Source organism: Arthrobacter sp. AK01, from assembly GCF_021109375.1.
In the GTDB taxonomy this organism is placed as follows: Bacteria; Actinomycetota; Actinomycetes; order Actinomycetales; family Micrococcaceae; genus Arthrobacter.
In genome coordinates this window covers 14,534-31,606 of the sequence record NZ_JAJOHP010000033.1, presented here as the reverse complement: position 1 = coordinate 31,606, position 17,073 = coordinate 14,534, and the positions used below count along the sequence as shown (strand labels likewise).

The following is a 17,073-nucleotide window of genomic DNA, read 5'->3' as shown; positions in this document are numbered from 1 at the left end:
AATCCACAACTGGTGTTTGGGGTCTGGACGGGGCGCAAAAACACCGGCAGGATCAGACGCATGACTACGTCCATTTTCGTCAACCTGCCCGTCAGCGACCTCGAGGCCTCCAAGGCCTTCTACGCAGCACTTGGTTACTCCATCAACCCGAACTTCACCGACGAGACAGCCGCCTGCGTGGTCTTCAGCGACACCATTTACGCCATGCTCCTGACCCACGACAAATTCAGCCAGTTCACCAAACAGCCCATCGCAGACACCAAAAACTCGACGGCGGCAATCGTCGCCATTTCAGCCGACAGCCGCGAATCCGTGGACGCTCTGGCCAGCAAGGCCCTTGAGGCCGGCGGATCCGAAACGTACGACGCCCAGGATCTTGGCTTCATGTACAGCCGGGCATTCCGCGACCTGGACGGCCACCACTGGGAAGTCCTCTGGATGGACGAAGCTGCAGCGCAGGCCGGTCCCCCGGAGCACTAGCCCAGCGTTATCGCCAGCACCCCGAGCACGACCGCGAGCAGCGGAGTGGTGCCTTGCAGCGTCGCTGCCCGGAGATACTTTTTGCCGCTCGCTGCGAGCACCAAGGCTGCCAGGAGCATGGAACCGCAGCTGCTGAAGACAAGGGTCCAGCCGACCTGGGGTGACCCAGCCCAGACGGCGATGATGCCAATCAGTGCACCAATGGCGAGGAACAGGTTATAGAAACCCTGGTTGTACGCGAGCGGCTTGGTAGTTTCCGCGTCGGCCTGGGAAGTGATGCTGAACGTTTTCCAGGTCTTGGGCTTGGTCCATGTGATGGACTCCATGGTGAAGATATACACGTGCAGCAATGCCGCAAAGAGGGCAAAAATCAGGGAGGCCAGGATCATGGTTTGATCCTAGCCTCCCTGACGTACAGTGCCGGTGATGCGGCGGGACTCAGGCGCTGAGCAGCTCCAGCGTGGCGCCCGCGAATGCCGCGGCCGAACCGTTCCAGCGCGCCAGCAGACCCTGGAGATTCTCGCCGTCAGCGCGGTGCGCCGCAGTTTCAGCTTCGAGGGTCGAGAGGATTCCGGTCCGGAGCTCAGTATTGAAGTTGACCTTGCCAACCCGCAGGGACGAAGCCTTGGCAAGCTCGCTGGCGGGGATTCCCGATGCGCCGTGCAGCACCAGCGGCACGTCGGTGCGCGCGGCAACGTCCTGCAGCACGTCCCAGCGGATGTTGGGCTCTCCCTTGTACTTGCCGTGCACGTTCCCCACCGCAACGGCCAGGAGTTGCGCGCCGGTTCGTTCAACGAAGTCCGCCACCTGCGCCGGGTCAGTGAGCCCCGCAACTGAAGCGCCGGCGTCGTGCGCTGAATCATCGGTACCGAACGCCTTGTCTTCATCCCCCGCAAGGCCGCCAAGCTCCGCTTCGATCACGACGTCGGAGGCACCTTGCGCGTCCAGCGCGGCACGGACTTCGCGGACCAGGGCGATGTTGTCCTCGTAGGGCAAGGACGAACCGTCCGCCAGGACCGCGTCGGCACCGGCAGCCACGGAATCACGGATGACCTGCAGGTCCGATGCGTGGTCGAGCTGCACGGAGACCGGAACGCCGGCGTCATCGGCAAGGCCGCGGAGGGCTGCGATGAGACGCAGCCCGTTCGGAGTGGAGGCAGTCTTCGGGGCCACCAGCAGGATGACTCCAAGCCGGGCTTCCTCCGCAGCCGAAACAACAGCCAGTGCGGTGGTGAAGTCGTAGCAGGTGAAGGCCGGAACGGCGGAGCCGGAGGCCAGTGCAGAGGTGACCAGCTGGTCGAGTTTGGTGCGCATCAGTGGGCCAGGCCTCCCACCAGGATCCAGGCGACGTACGTCAGGGCGAAGCCGGCCAGGCCCAGGATGGTGGTGAGGACGGTCCAGGTCTTGAGGCCGTCGGAAACCGTGAGGCCGTAGTACCGGATAACGGTCCAGAAGCCCGCGTCAGTCACGTGGGACAGGCCCAGCGAGCCGAAGCCGATGGCGATCACGATCACGGCGATCTGGGCCGGCGAGTAGCCACCCTCCATGACCGCGGACGTAAGCAGGCCGGTGGTCGTCACGATGGCCACTGTGGCCGAACCCTGCGCGGCGCGCAGAGCCAGGGAGATGATGAAGCCGAGCACGATCACCGGCAGGCCAAGGCTGTCCAGGGTGTGCGAAAGTGCGGCACCGATGCCAGACGTGCGGAGGACTTCACCGAAGACACCGCCTGCGGCAACCACCATGAGGATGGAGGCGATGGGAGGCAGGGCCCCTTCGAAGATCTCCCCGGTTTCCTTGAGGGACCAGTTACGGCGGACCGCCAGCAGGAAGAAGGACAGGGCGACGGCGACCAGCAGCGCGAAGAACGGGTTGCCGATGAACGCGGCCACGCCGTACCAGTAGTTGTCCTTGGCAATGGTCAGCGTACCGACGGTGCCGAGGAGGATCTGGACGATCGGGGCGGCAATCAGGAACATGATCAGGCCGGGACGGGGTGGAGCGATGGCACGGGCGCCCGGGCCGTCGTGGCCAACGTGGACCAGGGATTCGGAACCGAATTCTTCCACCTGCTGCTTCACGCCCGGGAGAAGCTCGTAATCCTTGCGGTTCATGATGCTGGCAACCCAGTAGGACAGGAACCCGAGGGGAATGCAGATGATCAGCGAAATCATCGTGATGAGTCCAATGTCCGCGCCGAAGACGCCGGCACCGGCCACGATGCCCGGGTGCGGCGGGACCGCGACGTGGATGGACAGCATGATGCCGGCCATGGGCAAACCGAACTTGATCGGGTGGACATTCGCGATCTTGGCGAAGGCGTAGACGATCGGGACCAGGACGATCACGCCGACTTCGAAGAACACAGGGATGGCCACCAGGAAGCCCACCGCCGTCAAGGCGACAGCAACGCGCTTGGCGCCGAGCTTGTCAGTGAAGTGGGTGGCCAGCGACTGGACGCCACCGGACACCTCGATCATGCGGCCAAGGATGGCACCGAGGGCGATCAGCAAAGCGACCTTACCCATGGTGCTGCCAACGCCGGTGGTCACCACGGTGAAGATGTCCTTGAGCGGGATCTGGGCTGCGACGCCCACCAGGATGCTGACGGCCAGCAGGGCAACGAAAGCCTGGATCTTGAATCGGATGATCAGCACCAGCAACAGGGCGATCCCTGCCGCGGCGATGGTCAGCAGAAGCGGTGTTCCCAGCTCCACTGCGGGCTTGATGGCGGGGGCATCGGCCGCCCGAACCATCAGCGAGTTGACGAGGGGATTCATTGGGGGTGTCTCCTTTGACATACCAGTCTAGAGAAGACCGGCGGAGGTGGCGACGACGGCGAAGGGGGGACCGCCGTCGTCGCGGGTTCTTTGTTGGGGGCGGTTAGGCGGTGCGCTTGGAGGGCGCAACAACCTTGATGACGGCAGAGTCGTCGGCAGCGGCGAGGCCCTGGGCCTGGCCGAGAAGGTAAAGCTGTTCAGCGGCGGCGGCGACGGGAGCGGCAAGTCCTGCGGCGCGGGTGGCTTTGCCCACGATGCCCATGTCCTTGACGAAGATGTCCAGGCGGCTGAGCACCTCGGCGCCGTCTTCGGTGTAGGCCTCGAGGATGCGCGGGCCGCGGTTGGAGAGCATGAAGGAACCAGCGGCTCCGGCTTCGAGGGCAGCGAGGGTCTTGGCCTGGTCGAGGCCGAGGGCATCGGCGAGGGCCATGGCCTCGGCAGCGGCAGCGATGTGCACACCGCACAGGAGCTGGTTGACGGTCTTCAGTGCCTGGCCGTCGCCGGGCTTGTCGCCCACGATGCTGAGGGTGGAGGCCAGCAGTTCCAGCGCGGGACGGGCTTTCCCGAGTGCTTCCGGCTCGGCGCCAACAACGATCAGCAGGTCACCTTCGCCGGCACGCTTCGGGCCGCCGGACAGCGGAGCGTCCACCAGGGCCACTCCGTATTCTGCAAGCTTTTCCACCGTGGCCGGGATTGCTTCCGTGCCGACGGTGCTGCCAAGGATCACGACGGCGCCCGGCTTCAGGACCGAAGCCACGCCGTTCTCGCCGAAGAGGACATCGTTGAGCTGTTCGCCGTTGCGGACGGCCAGGAGCAGCGCATCAGCGCCATTCGAAGCTTCGCGGGCGGAAGCAAAAGTCTTGATGCCGGCTGCTGCCGCGAGTTCCAGGCGCGGCTCGGCGATGTCGAAACCGTGGACCGTGAGCTCGGACGCGAGGCGGGTTGCCATGGGCAGGCCCATGGCGCCGAGGCCCAGGACGGTGACGGTGTAGTTGCTGCTGGTCATGGTGTTCTCCATTGAATTTTTTGGGGCCGGGAGTTCTAGAAGGTGGCGCTGAGCTTGCGGGTGACCTGGGTGAGGGATTGGTCGTCGCCGACGTTGCCCGCGAAGACGATGTACGGGATGCCCTTGGCGGGGCCGTCCACCGGCTCCCACAGCGAGACGATGCCCGGCAGCATGGGGCCGCGGACAATTGCGTGGCGGATTTCCAGGCCGTGCGCAGCCACATCCGAGGACGTGATGCCGCCCTTGGCGATAACAAACCGCGGCGGGAAGGTCTTCAAGGTCCGGTTCACCACGGCGACGACGGCGGCCGAAACGGTGCGGGCGATCTTCAGGCTCGCTGCGGCGTCGTCGGTTTTGATGAGCAGGCGGCTGGTGTGGACGATCACGTCGCCCTGGCGGAGGGCATCGACGACGTCGGACACGACGGTTTCGATATAGGCATCGGCTTCGGCTTCGAGAAGCTTCTCGACGTCGATCTCGATGGTCCGTGCCGAGCCATGCGCGGCTGTGAGGTCATTGAGCTGGCGCGTGGTGACACCCACGTGGGAACCGACCACAATCAAGCCGCCCGCTGTGGACGGGGTGTTGCCCGCAAAGGCCTCTTCGGAGGTCAGCGCGGTGCGGATTTCCTGCCCAATGCGGCCGCGGACGAACGGCGGGCCCACGCGGTAGAGGAGTTTCTTGCCGCGGCGTTCGGCTTCTTCGAGGCCAAGAGCCAGGGCACGGAAGTCGTTCTCGGTGACGATGTCGGCCACGATCGGCGTGGAGTTGGTGGCGGATTCCAGGGCGTCGGCGATGGCTTTGGCGGAGATGGTGGGGTCCTGCGCGGAGGCTCCGGCGCGGATGATGTTCAGGTCCAGGACGATCACGTCGCTGGCGGGGAACCGGCCCTGCGACTTCTCCTCCACATACTTGGCCATCTCGGAGTTCTTGAAGCCGAAGCTCGCGTCCTTGGCGAATTCCGTCTCGGCAACGGGAGTGAGGGAGCCGGAATCCTCTCCGGTGCCGCGCATGTAGTGCACGCCGCCGATGGTGACGCGGCCGGCGTCGGGGAAAGCGGGAACAATCACCACGCCGTCGGTTGCTTCGCCGGTTTGGGCTGCAACAGTGGCTGCGATGACGTCCGGTTCCAGCGGGTAGTGGCCGCGGAGGGTGGAGTCGCTGCGGCTGACGAAGCCGAGGCGCAGCCGAGGACCAGTACCGTCGCCGGCGGCTGCTGCGGACAGTGCATTGCGCACAATTTCCTCGTTGCGGGCTGCGGCTTCGGCCGGGTCCAGGCTGCGGGTGTTGGTGAGGACGTAGACCGCGGGCTTGGTCTGGTTCTCACGGATGTGGGTGAAGGCCCAGGTGAAGTCCTCCGCCTCCCAGCGGGTGAGCACGGCGAGATCCGCCACGGACTGCGTGCCGGTGGGGTCGTCGTCGAGGACAACCAGCACGCGCGGGGTGGTGGCTGCGGACGCTGCTACGGCGTCGGCCACCAGGTGAGCGGGAATCTGGACTTCCGCCGGGAAGGCGGCCAGAACGTCTGCTTCAAGGGTCACTGTGCACTCCATCGTGGGAAATCTGTGTAGCGGTTTAGTGAATGTAAGATGTCAGACATCTAGCATTTGAATGCTAGTGTGACACACGGCTCTTCGCTGCGCAAGGTGCCCGCCGTCACTAGGCTGGGTGCATGGCTGACAGTGCGGTTCCGCTTCCCTTCGTGGATGTGCGGATGCCCAGGAATGCTGCGGACGATGTCCCAGCGGTGCTGATCCATGGCTGGGCTTCGGGTTCGGTGTATTGGGAACCGCTGGCCGGGAAACTACTCGACGACGGCAGGCCGGCCTGGATTCTTGACCTCCCGGGCTACCACCCCGGAGAGGAACTACCCGGTCACCATGAGTGGACGCTGGACTCCGCAGCAGCCTCGGTTGCAGCGGCACTTGATGCCCGGGGAACCGGCCCAGTGCATCTCGTGGGGCACTCGATGGGCGGAAGCGTCTCCTTGACCTTGGCGGCAGCCCGTCCCGAACTGGTTGCCACAGTGACCTTGGTGGGCATGGTCCCGGCGCCACCAAACGAGGGATTCAAGAACCTGCTGGTCTCGCAGCTGGAGCAGGGATTCTTCGACGCCGGCACGAGGGCGAAGTTGATGAACGCTTGGTACGGGGAACTGGCCGGGGACGAGATGGAGCAGCTCAGCAAGGGCTTCGACGCGCCGTTCGAGGTTCTGGCCGCGAGCGCGTTGGCGGCAATGACCGGCGTCGAGCCTTCAGTGCCCGGGCGCGTCCACGCGCCCTTGCTGGTCATTGCCGGGACCGGGGACCGTGTGCGGTCCATCGACCAAATGGCTGCCTTCGTGGATGCCGGCCCACATCGGCACCTGAAGGCCATTCCCGGAGCGGGTCACAGCGTCCACTGGGAGCAGCCGCAAGAATGCGCCGACACACTGCACGAATTTTGGAGAACGAGCTGGCCACCGCCAGCGTAAGATGTCTGACAACCATCCCGCCCCAGGGGAAGATCCACGGGGCGTCGGGCGGTCCGGAGTACAGGAAATGGGGATACATGGCACGCAAGTCGCTGGTCGGCGTCGTGGCTGATGAGCTGCTGGACCGGATCATCGCTGGCGAGTTTCCGCCTGGAACGGTGGTCCCTGGAGAGTTGGAGCTCAGCGCCAAGCACGAGGTAAGCCGCATGACCGTGCGTGAGGCCATGAAAACCCTTGAGGCGCAGCGGATCCTGAGCGTCGAGCGGGGCCGCGGAACCTTTGTGAATCCCCTGAACCAGTGGGCATCGCTGGAAGCTGTGCTGCGTGCTGCGTCTGAGGGAACCAAGGACGCTGCTGCGGCGATCCAGCTCATTGAGCTCCGTCGGATGCTCGAAACCGGTGCGTGCGAACTCGCGGCGGAGCGCATCTCAGACGACGAGCTGGTTGCGCTTAAGGAACACGTTGAAAAAATGCAGGCAGCCCATGAGGCCAACGACCTCGCAGCTTTTGTGGAGGCAGACCTCGCCTTCCACGACGTCATCCTCCACGCTTCGGGCAACGTGTTCGTGGCCGTCCTGTTTGAGCCGCTGCACCGGGTCCTCGAGGCCAGGCGCACCGAGACCTCGGCGTTCCCGGAAATCCAGGAACACGCGATCGGCCATCATCGGAAAATTGCTGCCGCATTGGAGTCACGCAATCCCAACGACTCGCGTCTCGCCATGGACGCCCATATGCAGCAGACGCTGGATGACCTGAAGACGTACGTGCTGGAGGCCTAACTGTAGTGTCCCGGCAGGTTGGTGACACGGATTGATGTGACGCAATAAGAGGACCTCCGGGTGTTGTGTGGTGCTTGTCGAGAGCAAACACACAAACCAGGAGGTCGTCGTGTCCCACTCTAACGCGATCCTTACCCCTGCCGGCCGCCTAAAACTCGCCCACTGCGTGGTCGATGGCCACTGACCTTTGCGGCGGGCCGCTGAACGCTTCAACGTTTCGGTACCAACGGCTGCCCGCTGGGCCAAGCGCAATGTCGAGCTCGGCGAAGCCGGCATGCAGGACCGTCCCAGCCGACCGCTGAGCTGCCCGCACCGCAGTTCAGTGCGGACAGAACATCGCGTCGTGGGCCTTCGGACATCCAAGCGCTGGGGACCGGCCAGGATCGCCTACCACCTGCACTTGAACATCTCCACGGTCCATCGGATCCTGCACCGCTATCACTGCCCACCGCTGCGCTTCACGGACCGTGCCACCGGAATCAGGATCCGCCGAGAACGCGCACGCCGTTACGAATACGCCTGGCCCGGGGAAATGATCCACGTCGACGTGAAGAAGCTCGGCAGGATCCCCGATGGCGGTGGCCATAAGAGCCTTGGCCGGGTGGCCGGGGAGGCCAACTCCCGGGCCCGGAATCTGGCTGAAGGAACCCGCAAGAACAGAGGCCTGCTCCGTGGTTACACGTTCATCCACCATGCCGTCGATGGCCACTCCCGCTACGTCTACTCCGAAATCCTGCCCGACGAAACCAAGGAAACCGCCTCAGCTTTCATGCGCAACGCCATTGCCGCGTTCGCCGCCCACGGCGTGAAGATCCAAAGGGTGCTCACCGATAACGGCTCCTGCTACCGGTCCAAGACCTTCGCCCAGGTCCTGAAAGAAGCCGGGATCCGACACAAACGCACCAGGCCCTACCGACCCCAAACCAACGGCAAAGTCGAACGCTTCAACCGCATCCTCCTCGAAGAATGGGCGTACGCCCGGCCTTACACCTCAAAACCCGACCGGCAAGCCTGTTTCCCGGTTTCATCGAGCACTACAATCACACCAGGCCACACACCGCGCTCAAAGGCGCCTCCCCAGCCAGCCGCGTCACCAAGCTACCGGGTTAGTACACGTAGCCTTCAACGCCTTGCGGCGTTCGACCCGTTCCTAGGAAACGCTCCGGAACCTCGTCGTTGAGCGAGAACGGTCCCCACGCATCATTCTTGGGCAGGGTCTCGTCGACTTCATGCCATCGTTCCCATGCTGCTTGGCGGGTCACCCCCAGGGCTGTGGCGATCTCGGCCCAAGACAGGCCGGCCTTCCGCGCGTATCGCACGGTTCGGAGTTCGGTGAGGTCGCACGCTTGACGGACCTGCTGGATGGCGGTCAGGGTGGTCGTCACTTCCGTCTTCCACCCCTCCGGGCTCGTCAAGGACACCACAATGCTCCGAGGACCGGTCATGGCCCTGTGGACGGTTGGCCCGCCGCTATATCGTGCCATGGCTCGTGGTGAGCTTGTCCGCCTCTACTGTCAAGGCATCTTGGCAGTCAGTGACGGGCCAGACGGTACCTACATGTTGAACATCAGACGCCATTTGACCGGCACACCGTTGACGGTGGTGATGACAGTGCAGTATTGGACGATGATGCCGCGCTGTGCGTAGTACTCAGCGGCCTGGTTGCATGTTGAAAGCGACTCGTAGGTGTACACCCTGAGGGTGGCCGCCTGGGCGGGAATTGCACCGCTGACGAGTGTGGATCCGGCGATGCCCAACCCGAGCAATGCTGCAGCAATTCTGCGTTTCATGGTTACTCCCCCAAATAGTCCTGAATGGATAGAGCGAAACTATCAGCGTGGGCGGGGCATGGAACATGGGAAGGGGTGCCCATGCCGGAGCGTGCGCTGTCCGCTCAGGTTGGCTACTCAGCTATTGCCCTGCTCCGAAACTGCTTTCACGACGCACCTAGACTGGTGCGATGAAAACTCAAGGGGTCGTCCGTTTCTGGAGCGACGAACACGGATGGGGCGTCATCGACTCCGCACCGACTCCCGGCGGGTGCTGGGCCCATTTCAGTGTCGTCGAGGTTGCCGGCTATCGGTCGCTCACTGCCGGCGAAAACGTGGAGTTGGAGTGGGAGGCCGTTGAGCAGGACGGGTACGCCTTCAGGGCGATCTCGGTCAGGACTGCTGAGAGCGAGACTCAACCATGAGGCTCGGTCGCACGATCAGAACTGACCAACCGATGGGCAATGTCCCGAAGTGCCACGCCGGGTGCCGGCCCACCCACAGAAAGCCGGGGCGAAATTGTTGATGCAGTACTGGGACCTGGAGCCACTCACCGAGTACTACCTGGAGGACAGTTTCGTGCTGGACGTCCGGGCCACCCCGGGCAGGTTTTCCATCATGCTCGACTTTGTCCTCCGGGAAGGCCACCCGCAGTACGCCTCTCCCCTGCCGGGAGAACAGTACTCCTACCGAAAAGGCCGCCTAGTGTTCAGCGGCGTCAAAGAAATTTCATGGAGCGGTCAGGGCCGCATCAACCCGCCGATCGACGCCAACGACGAGATCGATTACGGCGGAATCGACTCCTTCACAATCGAAGACAACGTCTACCGCTTGGAAGGTGATTTTGGGCTACTCGAGGTCAGCGCCGCCTCAGTTGGTGCCGAGCTATAGGAGGGCATGACTACCGGCCCAAAGGTGTCATCATGAGTACCTTCCTGGAACGCTTCGCTGCAGCGACCAATGAAGAGGGTCTACGGTCCGGATGGTCACCGGCTGCCTACTTGGAGGCTTGGGCGGCCTTCACGGAGGACTGCGAGAACGGGTACCAAGGGAACATCTACGAATACGAAAACGACATCAGCGTCCGGTACGTGATCGAGAAGGTAATGACTTCGCTTGGTCCGGTCGAAGACGCTGCAGTTGCCGTCTTCGCGGATGCTGTCGCTGAAATCGATGCCCGTTTCGCCGCCGTTCTGAACTCCGGCCCAGCAATACGAGACGAAACCGTCCCCTGGTGGCGCCGACGGCTCCCCAGCAGCGGCGGACCCGAGTTTGCTGCAGATGCCCGGCAGCACTTCTCCGTGATGCCTTCTCCCGTCGAAACCTAGAACCGGGAGCTGTCCCGAGCATGGCAGGATTGCTCCGTGATGACCGAGACGATGAATGAGGCGATGCGGCCCCTTCGTGTTTTGGCGGAGCCTTTCGTCAAGTCCAGCCGTCTGGATCCCCACCCGCCGGTCCCCCATCGGCGGGCTTTCCTGCGTCAGTTTTGACTGCCGAGTGCCTGCAGTTCCGTCTCTGCTCGCTGCAGCAGTCGCTCAGCTTCCTCCTGGCTGTAAGGCGTGACGTGGATCCACTCCCAGCCTGCCCCGTAGTAGTCGTCATAGACGGCAATGCGTGCGATCCGGAGTAACCGTCCCAGCTCGGCCAGGGAAAGGGCCGCACCGACCTCCAGCTGCACCATGAGGTCCTGGCGCCATGCGGTGAAGGCATCGGCGTCGTCAAAGCCGTGCTGCCGTGCGAAGTTGTCGGCGGCTCTGGCCGGACCTCCCCAGACACCTAGTGCCGTATGGAAGAAGACCCGCAGTTCCTTATCCAACGTTCTGGCTGGCCTGTCCACGGCCGGAGTCCGGTTCAGTAGCGTCCGGCTTGAGCCGCAGGAGTCGGATCGTCTGCACGATGAGGCCGAACTGGAGGAACAGTATGAAGTACGGGAAACTGCCGTTGACTTCGAGCGTATCGACGATGCTAAAGAGATCGGACGCCAGGCTGACCACCGCAATGACCAGGGCAGCGATGAGCGGCACCACCGACGTGCTTCTCCGGGCGACAATGTTCCAGATTCCCACCCCGATCAGCGCCAGAATGAGAAGAACAACGAGAGCATCCGCCACGACGACTTCACTCTTTTGGCTCGCGGTAAGGGTTTCGAGAAGATACCCGTAGGTCGAGTACGCCCAGATCATGCTGTAGATGTTGAACGCACCAACAATAAGAAGGGCGATACCGACACTGGTTCGTCCCCTGCGGAGTTGTTTCGTGTCCGCGGTTGGAGCAGCAGCTGCAGGTAAGTCGCTTGGGCGCGGCAGTTGAAGGCTCATACGGGTTCCCTCTAAGAGTGCAGGGAGTACCCAGTGCGCCCCCATCGGGAACAATGTAGCAGTCGGCAACCATCGCCAAGTTGTGGTTACCTCTGAGCATGGGATTATTTCGGAAGAAGGCCCACGGCCCTGCCCTGGCTGTTGAAACAGAGAGCACCGTAGAAGCGGCGGGCACTGTCGAACCAGAAATCACCGTGGAAGTGGCGAGCACAGTCGAAGTCGAGGATGTGGCACCGACGCCGCTGCTGTTGACGGCTGAAGAGCTCCCTGAGGGTTTCGTTTACCCGCGGGGACTGCTGCGGCTCGTGGAACTGGAACTGTTCGAACTGGAACCGTGGTGGATCCTCACCGGTGATCGGCTCCGGGACCGCAACCGTGGCCTGGCCGTACGCTATCCGGACCGGAAGCTGATCTTCTTCGCCAGGCGTCAGGACAATGACGACACTGCCTGCTGGGATTTGAACACCGGCAAGGTCGCGATAGTTCACGACTTCGCCTCCCCCGGGTGGGAGGCCCGTGGCGAATTCGAAGACTTCGATGCCTGGTTGCACTCGGCCATCGATGACCTCATCGAGTTCTAGGGGCTACCAAGTTTTAGCGGACGTGCCAGCAGGGCGGCAACACCCTGGGCATCTTTGTGAGCCTGCTTTCTGCCCTAGTTATCCGCACGAGCGAACCCTGCTAGCCATTCCCGAGCGGACTCTCTGGAGTTGAAGTACGCCTGGGGGATGTCGCTGTTACGGCCCATTCGCGCTGCTTGGACACGGTCGATACTGGTTGCACCGACAATCGCGACTGCTGAGGGACTAACGGAAGACAGTGCGTGTTGCCTGACTCCTGACGCCAAATGGTTCCCGTTGGCTTCGACTAGCAGAGCTATGACGCGGCCTTCTGTGAGCTCACGGCTCGCGGCGGCGACCTCCATGGCGTCTGCAGCAAGGATCGGAACGTTCGTTGCCCAAATGAGGTGCAGGACCCCGGCGGCATCCAAGCGCAGGGTTGCTTTGCCGCTGGCCAGGCAGAATTCTTTGACCGTATCCTCCATGAGGACACCTTAACGACGCGAGGGCCATAAAGCAGCGCTCACTCGACAAACTTTTGGAATAGGACAACGGCAAGCAGGTCCCGTTATCCCTACACGCACACACAGCAGTAAAGTCGCTGCCCGGAAGAGCGTCTTCTAGAGGACACCAATGATGGCCAGCCGCTGCTCTTTCGCCTCAAGGACGTGTCAAGTTGCTCTCTCGTTAGTCCTGAGGACTTTTCGCTGGAAGTAGGGAACCACATTGCTCTAACGAGCGCCCCACAGCCAAACCTCATCAACAAGATCACGCTTGACGACGATCAGTTTGTACGCTTTGGTGTCGGACTCGAGCATTACAAGTCTGAGGAGCTTCCCCATCTCCTCAAGGTGGTTCAAGTACTCCTGAATCGAATCGACAAGAGACTCGCAAAACGTCAGATAGTCAGCCGCACTGCATAGATCGAACTGATGATCACTGCTTTCGCCGAACGGGGCGGTGTACTTCACGGCATCGCCTCGGGAGCCACGGCGTACCGATAAAGGCTTTTCACCCATGACACCGCACCGCCCGCGATCGCCTTGATACGGTGGTCCCCGCTGGAAAGGAAACCATGGGAAATTTTGAGACGTCCGTTTACACCGCTGGATCATGGTCAGGGAACGAGGCCGCCGACGAGTGGCAGCTCCGGATCTCTGTCCACGACAGCGACATCGCCACGATTGACTACCGTCCCCATGAGGGAGCGTCCGGGCGTTTCTATTTAGGTTTCCAGCCGAGGGACTACTTCGAAAACCCTGACGCCAGCGCGCCGGTGGACCTGATCACCGAATCGGAAAGCTTCTCTGCCTGGGCCGCCACAGTGGCGGGTGCGGTTGTCCCCGCCGACGAGCTCAGGGCATTCATGGCGGTCGAAGCTGTTGAAGAGCCCGACGACACCTTCGTGGAGGACACCGTTGTCCGGCTTCTTGGACGGCTCAACATTCCGCTTCCGGAGTGGCTGGCCGACTGATCCCCGCGAGGGGCAGAAACACGGTCTGTCTGAGGATCGAGTACCCTTTGACTACTTCAAACACTGCCGATCTCAGTCTCTGTGCCACTCAATGCCACCACCGGGCCCCAGCGTATCTGTCCGACACTGCGCCATGGTGTCAGCCGGATTTTTCCGCTCGCCCGGCTGCCTCAAGTGCCATGTCATGGCACAAGCCAACGTGGTTGAGTGGATCAAGTAGCTCATCAATCTGTTCGGGCCCCAGATGGGCTGTCACGGCTGGGTCGTTCCGGACGACGTCCCCGAACTGCCGTCCGGTCCGGATCGCTTCCTGAGCCGATTCATAGACGACGTCGTGGGCGTGCTGCCTGCCAATGACGTGGCCTAAGGAAAGCATGACAGCTTCGGAGGAGATCAGGCCGTGAGTAATTTCGAGGTTGGCGCGCATCCTCTCTTCGTCGATGTCGAGTTGGGAGAGGATGATGTGGAGCCGTGCCAGCATGTCCCCGGTGAGGATCACTGAGCGGCTGAGGGCGTCGTCCATCATGGCGGTGTTGGCGCCATTGACTTCCTGGTCTTGGAGCATGGCTTCCAGAGCGAGGGGAACGTTTGCTCGAATCTGTGCCGAGATAGTGAGCACGTCCTGTGACAGCTGGGGATTCTGCTTGTGGGGCATGGTCGAACTCCCCACTGTTCCGCCCGGTGACGCTTCGCGGGCTTCAGCGATCTCTGGTCGCATGAGATTGTAAATCTCACCGGCTATCCGTCCGCCTGTGGCGGCCAGAAGCGCCAGAACAGTGACGTACTCTGCGAATTGATCGCCTATCCCTCGGGAGGGGATTCTCATGCTTCCGAGCCCCAGGTCTGCGGCCATGAGACGTTGGACTTCTGGGCCCTTCCGGCCGAGGGAGGCGAAACTGCCGACGGCGCCGCCTGCCATTGCAGTGAAGACCCGTGGTTCGAGCTGGGCGAGCCGTTCCTGATGCCGGAGCAGCTCGTCAATCCAGACGGCGACTTTGAATCCAAAGGTGATGGGTACGGCTTGTTGGCTGTGTGTCCGCCCTGCCATCACTGCCGTAGCACCTTTACGGGCCAACGCTGCGGCGGCGGAAAGAACCGTTTGCAGTTGGCCCGTCAGGATGACGTGGGCTTGCTTGAGCTGGAGAACGTCACCGCTCTGGGTGATGTTCTGCGTAGTTGCGCCCCAATGCACCCAGCCGCCATGTTCCTCACCGGTGGCTCTGCTCAGTTCTGTGATCAGAGCCATCAGTGGGTGACTAGTGGCGGCGATGCCGCGACGGATGGAGACGACGTCAAGGCTGGATAGGTGCGCCTGAGCTGCTATTTCTGTGGCTGCTCCTGTAGGGATGATGCCGAGCCGGGCTTGTGCCCCGGCCAAGGCTGCTTCTACGTGGAGCCAGCTCTCCCACCGTGCTTCGAGGGTGAAGAGGTCCCGGATTCCCGGGTCTGGAACACGGTAGTCGGTAAAACGCACCGGCATGTCGCCGGTGTCTGAGTAGGCAGTCGGCAGGCTGGTTGAGTCGAGCGGAATTGTGTCGGTCATTTGTCGGATCCTGCCGTCAGGCCTTCACTGAGGAGGCGTTCGCTGCCGAAGAAGAGGACGATGATCGGCAGTGTGAGGATCACGGAGCCGGCCATGAGCACCGTCGTGGGGACTTCGAGGCTCCCTGAGAGCTGTGCCAGGCCGAGCGATACTGTCCATTTGTCGCGGTCTTCGACGAGGAAGAGCAGTGCGAAGAGGAATTCGTTCCAGGCGATCATAAAGACGAACAGCGCGTTGGACATGATGGCCGGTCCCGCCAGGGGCAGGCTGATACGGAGCATCGTGCCTATCCTGCCAAGACCGTCGAGGGCCGCGGCTTCCTCGAGGCTTTCGGGGATGGTCTGGAAATAGTTGCGGAGCATGAAGATGGAGACGGCAATGGTTTGGGAGACGTAGACGACCAGCAGCACACCGACAGCGCCGCGCAGCCCCAGCCTCGTGAAGAAGACAAACAACGGGACGGCAAGCAAGATGCTGGGGAACAGGTACACGGCAAGGAACAGGGCGCTGATTTGCCGGCGACCGAAGAACTGCAGACGGCTCACGGCGTAGGCGCCGGGAATGGCGATCAGCAGGGTGAGCGCAACGGTTCCCAGTGCGACCAGCCCACTGGTGATGATGAAACCGGTAAAGCCTTGGCCGCCGTCGGCGACGGAGGCGAGGACGCTGGTATAGGCGTCGAAGCTGATCTCGGCGAGATTGGGCCAGATCCGGGCGGGGTCGGCAATGAGCGAACCGATGTCCCGCACGGAGAGGGTGATCATGTAGTAGAACGGGAACACCGTCACCACCAGCAGCCCGATAATCACGAGCCAGCGGAGGATCCGGAAGAGTTTGGTTTCCGCGAGGTCCCGTGAGAACTGCCGTTTTCGCGGCGGCCGGGCGGCCGCGGTGTTCCGGCGTACGGGGGTTTCATTCATGACGGTCATCAGGCCACTTCCTCGTCCTTGACGGCGAACTTCATGTAGATCAGGACCATCACGGTCAGGATGGCTGCCAGAACCAGCGCCTGGGCTGAGGCGGAGCCGATGTCTCCGCGGCCGATCAGGTAGTTGAAAACGCCCACGCTCACCACTTCGGTGCCTGCCCCGCCGCCGGTGAGGAGGTAGACGTCGTCGAAGTTATTGAACGTCCAGATGAAGCGGAGCACGCTGAGCACGGCGATGGTGGGGAGCAGTTGCGGCAGCAGGATGTGCCGGAACATCTGGGTAGGTACGGCCCCGTCCATGCGTGCCGCTTCCTCGATGGACTTCGGCACTGCCTGGAGCCGGGCCGTTACGAAGAGAAACACGAACGGGAAGGTCCGCCAGATTTCAAAGGCGATGACCGTGAACAGGGCGGTGGGCACAGGGACGGTCAATCCGAGGATCTCAACCTCGCTCGTGCGGGTGGTAAGAAAGGAGACTGGTTGGTCCCAGCCCAGTGCACCGGTCCCCCATGCGTTGACGACGCCGAACTGCGGGTTGAGCATGGTCTTCCACACGAAGGCTGCTGCGACGACGGGCGAAACGTAGGGAAGCAGCATGGCTGCCCTGACCAGGGTGCGTCCGCGGAAGGCGTTGCGGAGGGAAAGTGCTGCCATGAGGCCAACGACGATTGCCCCGCCGGTACCGAGCACCGAGTACGTGAGGGTGGTGCCCAGGGAGGACCAGAGTGCTTCGGAGGTCAGAACATTGATGAAATTGTCGAGCGTGTAGTTGCCGAAGAGGTTGGCTCTGCGGATTTGGATGAGGCGCACGTCCTGGAAGGCGAGCATGACGGTCCAGAGGATCGGCAGGACAACCAGGACGAGGACGATGATGACGCTGGGTGAGACAAGGGCGATGCCCGCGCGGGCTTGGCGGCGGCTGACGCTTCCCTTGCGCCGGAGTGTGGTTGTGGTGCTCAT

22 protein-coding genes and 1 pseudogene are annotated in these 17,073 nt (G+C 62.5%); 9 read left to right on the top strand and 14 right to left on the bottom strand.

Annotated features, from left to right (window positions below):
• The first annotated feature begins 60 nt into the window (after positions 1–60).
• Entirely contained in the window at positions 61–480 is a 420-nt protein-coding gene (locus tag LN996_RS13115; RefSeq protein WP_231340815.1) for a VOC family protein, read from the top strand.
• On the opposite strand, the gene LN996_RS13110 is transcribed toward LN996_RS13115, so the two are convergent.
• The 5 genes from LN996_RS13110 to LN996_RS13090 all read right to left on the bottom strand — a co-directional run bounded on the left by LN996_RS13110 (position 477) and on the right by LN996_RS13090 (position 5,807).
• Positions 477–869, bottom strand: coding sequence for a DUF1304 domain-containing protein (locus LN996_RS13110; protein ID WP_231340814.1), 393 nt, complete (start codon positions 867–869; stop codon positions 477–479). The genes LN996_RS13115 and LN996_RS13110 overlap by 4 nt on opposite strands.
• Positions 870–918: 49 nt before the next feature.
• Positions 919–1,794, bottom strand: coding sequence for a class II fructose-bisphosphate aldolase (locus tag LN996_RS13105; protein WP_231340813.1), 876 nt, complete (start codon positions 1,792–1,794; stop codon positions 919–921).
• On the bottom strand, positions 1,794–3,260 hold the full coding sequence (locus tag LN996_RS13100; protein ID WP_231340812.1) for a GntP family transporter: 1,467 nt from the start codon (positions 3,258–3,260) through the stop codon (positions 1,794–1,796). The genes LN996_RS13105 and LN996_RS13100 overlap by 1 nt, the downstream gene beginning before the upstream one ends.
• Positions 3,261–3,363: 103 nt before the next feature.
• Positions 3,364–4,266, bottom strand: a complete 903-nt coding sequence (locus LN996_RS13095) for an NAD(P)-dependent oxidoreductase (RefSeq protein WP_231340811.1) — start codon at positions 4,264–4,266, stop codon at positions 3,364–3,366.
• Positions 4,267–4,301: 35 nt separating this feature from the next.
• Entirely contained in the window at positions 4,302–5,807 is a 1,506-nt protein-coding gene (locus LN996_RS13090; RefSeq protein ID WP_231340810.1) for a four-carbon acid sugar kinase family protein, read from the bottom strand.
• Positions 5,808–5,938: 131 nt separating this feature from the next.
• Here LN996_RS13090 and LN996_RS13085 point away from each other — a divergent pair, with 131 nt between their 5' ends.
• The 3 genes and pseudogenes from LN996_RS13085 (at position 5,939) to LN996_RS13075 (ending at position 8,628) form a co-directional block, all read left to right on the top strand.
• Positions 5,939–6,739 (top strand): alpha/beta fold hydrolase, encoded by an 801-nt coding sequence (locus LN996_RS13085; protein WP_231340809.1) that lies wholly within the window; start codon positions 5,939–5,941, stop codon positions 6,737–6,739.
• A gap of 77 nt (positions 6,740–6,816) precedes the next feature.
• Positions 6,817–7,518 carry a FadR/GntR family transcriptional regulator gene (locus tag LN996_RS13080; protein ID WP_159704310.1) on the top strand — a complete coding sequence of 234 codons (702 nt, stop codon included), beginning with the start codon at positions 6,817–6,819 and terminating at the stop codon, positions 7,516–7,518.
• 109 nt (positions 7,519–7,627) lie between these two features.
• Positions 7,628–8,628, top strand: a pseudogene (locus LN996_RS13075) (IS481 family transposase).
• On the opposite strand, the gene LN996_RS13070 reads toward LN996_RS13075, so the two are convergent.
• On the bottom strand, positions 8,625–9,002 hold the full coding sequence (locus LN996_RS13070; RefSeq protein WP_231340808.1) for a hypothetical protein: 378 nt from the start codon (positions 9,000–9,002) through the stop codon (positions 8,625–8,627). The pseudogene LN996_RS13075 and the gene LN996_RS13070 sit on opposite strands and share 4 nt — an antisense overlap.
• Positions 9,003–9,071: 69 nt before the next feature.
• Positions 9,072–9,308 carry a hypothetical protein gene (locus LN996_RS13065; protein ID WP_231340807.1) on the bottom strand — a complete coding sequence of 79 codons (237 nt, stop codon included), beginning with the start codon at positions 9,306–9,308 and terminating at the stop codon, positions 9,072–9,074.
• Positions 9,309–9,478: 170 nt separating this feature from the next.
• On the opposite strand from LN996_RS13065, the gene LN996_RS13060 reads away from it, so the two are divergent.
• The 3 genes from LN996_RS13060 (at position 9,479) to LN996_RS13050 (ending at position 10,615) form a co-directional block, all read left to right on the top strand.
• On the top strand, positions 9,479–9,712 hold the full coding sequence (locus tag LN996_RS13060) for a cold shock domain-containing protein (protein WP_231340806.1): 234 nt from the start codon (positions 9,479–9,481) through the stop codon (positions 9,710–9,712).
• A gap of 100 nt (positions 9,713–9,812) precedes the next feature.
• Entirely contained in the window at positions 9,813–10,178 is a 366-nt protein-coding gene (locus LN996_RS13055; RefSeq protein WP_231340805.1) for a hypothetical protein, read from the top strand.
• A gap of 32 nt (positions 10,179–10,210) precedes the next feature.
• Positions 10,211–10,615 (top strand): hypothetical protein, encoded by a 405-nt coding sequence (locus LN996_RS13050; protein WP_231340804.1) that lies wholly within the window; start codon positions 10,211–10,213, stop codon positions 10,613–10,615.
• Between the two features lie 155 nt (positions 10,616–10,770).
• On the opposite strand, the gene LN996_RS13045 is transcribed toward LN996_RS13050, so the two are convergent.
• Positions 10,771–11,127, bottom strand: a complete 357-nt coding sequence (locus tag LN996_RS13045) for a hypothetical protein (RefSeq protein ID WP_231340803.1) — start codon at positions 11,125–11,127, stop codon at positions 10,771–10,773.
• Positions 11,099–11,608: a hypothetical protein gene (locus LN996_RS13040; RefSeq protein WP_231340802.1), complete on the bottom strand. Its 510-nt coding sequence runs from the start codon at positions 11,606–11,608 to the stop codon at positions 11,099–11,101. Before LN996_RS13040 ends, LN996_RS13045 begins: the two co-directional genes overlap by 29 nt.
• Positions 11,609–11,706: 98 nt before the next feature.
• On the opposite strand from LN996_RS13040, the gene LN996_RS13035 reads away from it, so the two are divergent.
• Positions 11,707–12,189: a hypothetical protein gene (locus LN996_RS13035; RefSeq protein WP_231340801.1), complete on the top strand. Its 483-nt coding sequence runs from the start codon at positions 11,707–11,709 to the stop codon at positions 12,187–12,189.
• Between the two features lie 74 nt (positions 12,190–12,263).
• On the opposite strand, the gene LN996_RS13030 is transcribed toward LN996_RS13035, so the two are convergent.
• Both LN996_RS13030 and LN996_RS13025 read right to left on the bottom strand, forming a co-directional pair.
• The gene (locus LN996_RS13030) at positions 12,264–12,653 is read right to left on the bottom strand and encodes a hypothetical protein (RefSeq protein ID WP_231340800.1); all 390 of its coding nucleotides are present in this window, start codon (positions 12,651–12,653) and stop codon (positions 12,264–12,266) included.
• Positions 12,654–12,899: 246 nt separating this feature from the next.
• Positions 12,900–13,139: a hypothetical protein gene (locus tag LN996_RS13025; protein WP_231340799.1), complete on the bottom strand. Its 240-nt coding sequence runs from the start codon at positions 13,137–13,139 to the stop codon at positions 12,900–12,902.
• Positions 13,140–13,243: 104 nt separating this feature from the next.
• Here LN996_RS13025 and LN996_RS13020 point away from each other — a divergent pair, with 104 nt between their 5' ends.
• Positions 13,244–13,642, top strand: a complete 399-nt coding sequence (locus LN996_RS13020) for a hypothetical protein (RefSeq protein WP_231340798.1) — start codon at positions 13,244–13,246, stop codon at positions 13,640–13,642.
• 139 nt (positions 13,643–13,781) lie between these two features.
• Here LN996_RS13020 and LN996_RS13015 read toward each other — a convergent pair whose 3' ends face one another.
• The 3 genes from LN996_RS13015 to LN996_RS13005 are packed head-to-tail and all read right to left on the bottom strand — an operon-like array spanning position 13,782 to position 17,073.
• Positions 13,782–15,185 (bottom strand): adenylosuccinate lyase family protein, encoded by a 1,404-nt coding sequence (locus tag LN996_RS13015; RefSeq protein ID WP_231340797.1) that lies wholly within the window; start codon positions 15,183–15,185, stop codon positions 13,782–13,784.
• The gene (locus LN996_RS13010; protein ID WP_231340796.1) at positions 15,182–16,114 is read right to left on the bottom strand and encodes a carbohydrate ABC transporter permease; all 933 of its coding nucleotides are present in this window, start codon (positions 16,112–16,114) and stop codon (positions 15,182–15,184) included. Before LN996_RS13010 ends, LN996_RS13015 begins: the two co-directional genes overlap by 4 nt.
• The gene (locus LN996_RS13005; protein ID WP_231340795.1) at positions 16,114–17,073 is read right to left on the bottom strand and encodes a carbohydrate ABC transporter permease; all 960 of its coding nucleotides are present in this window, start codon (positions 17,071–17,073) and stop codon (positions 16,114–16,116) included. The genes LN996_RS13010 and LN996_RS13005 overlap by 1 nt, the downstream gene beginning before the upstream one ends.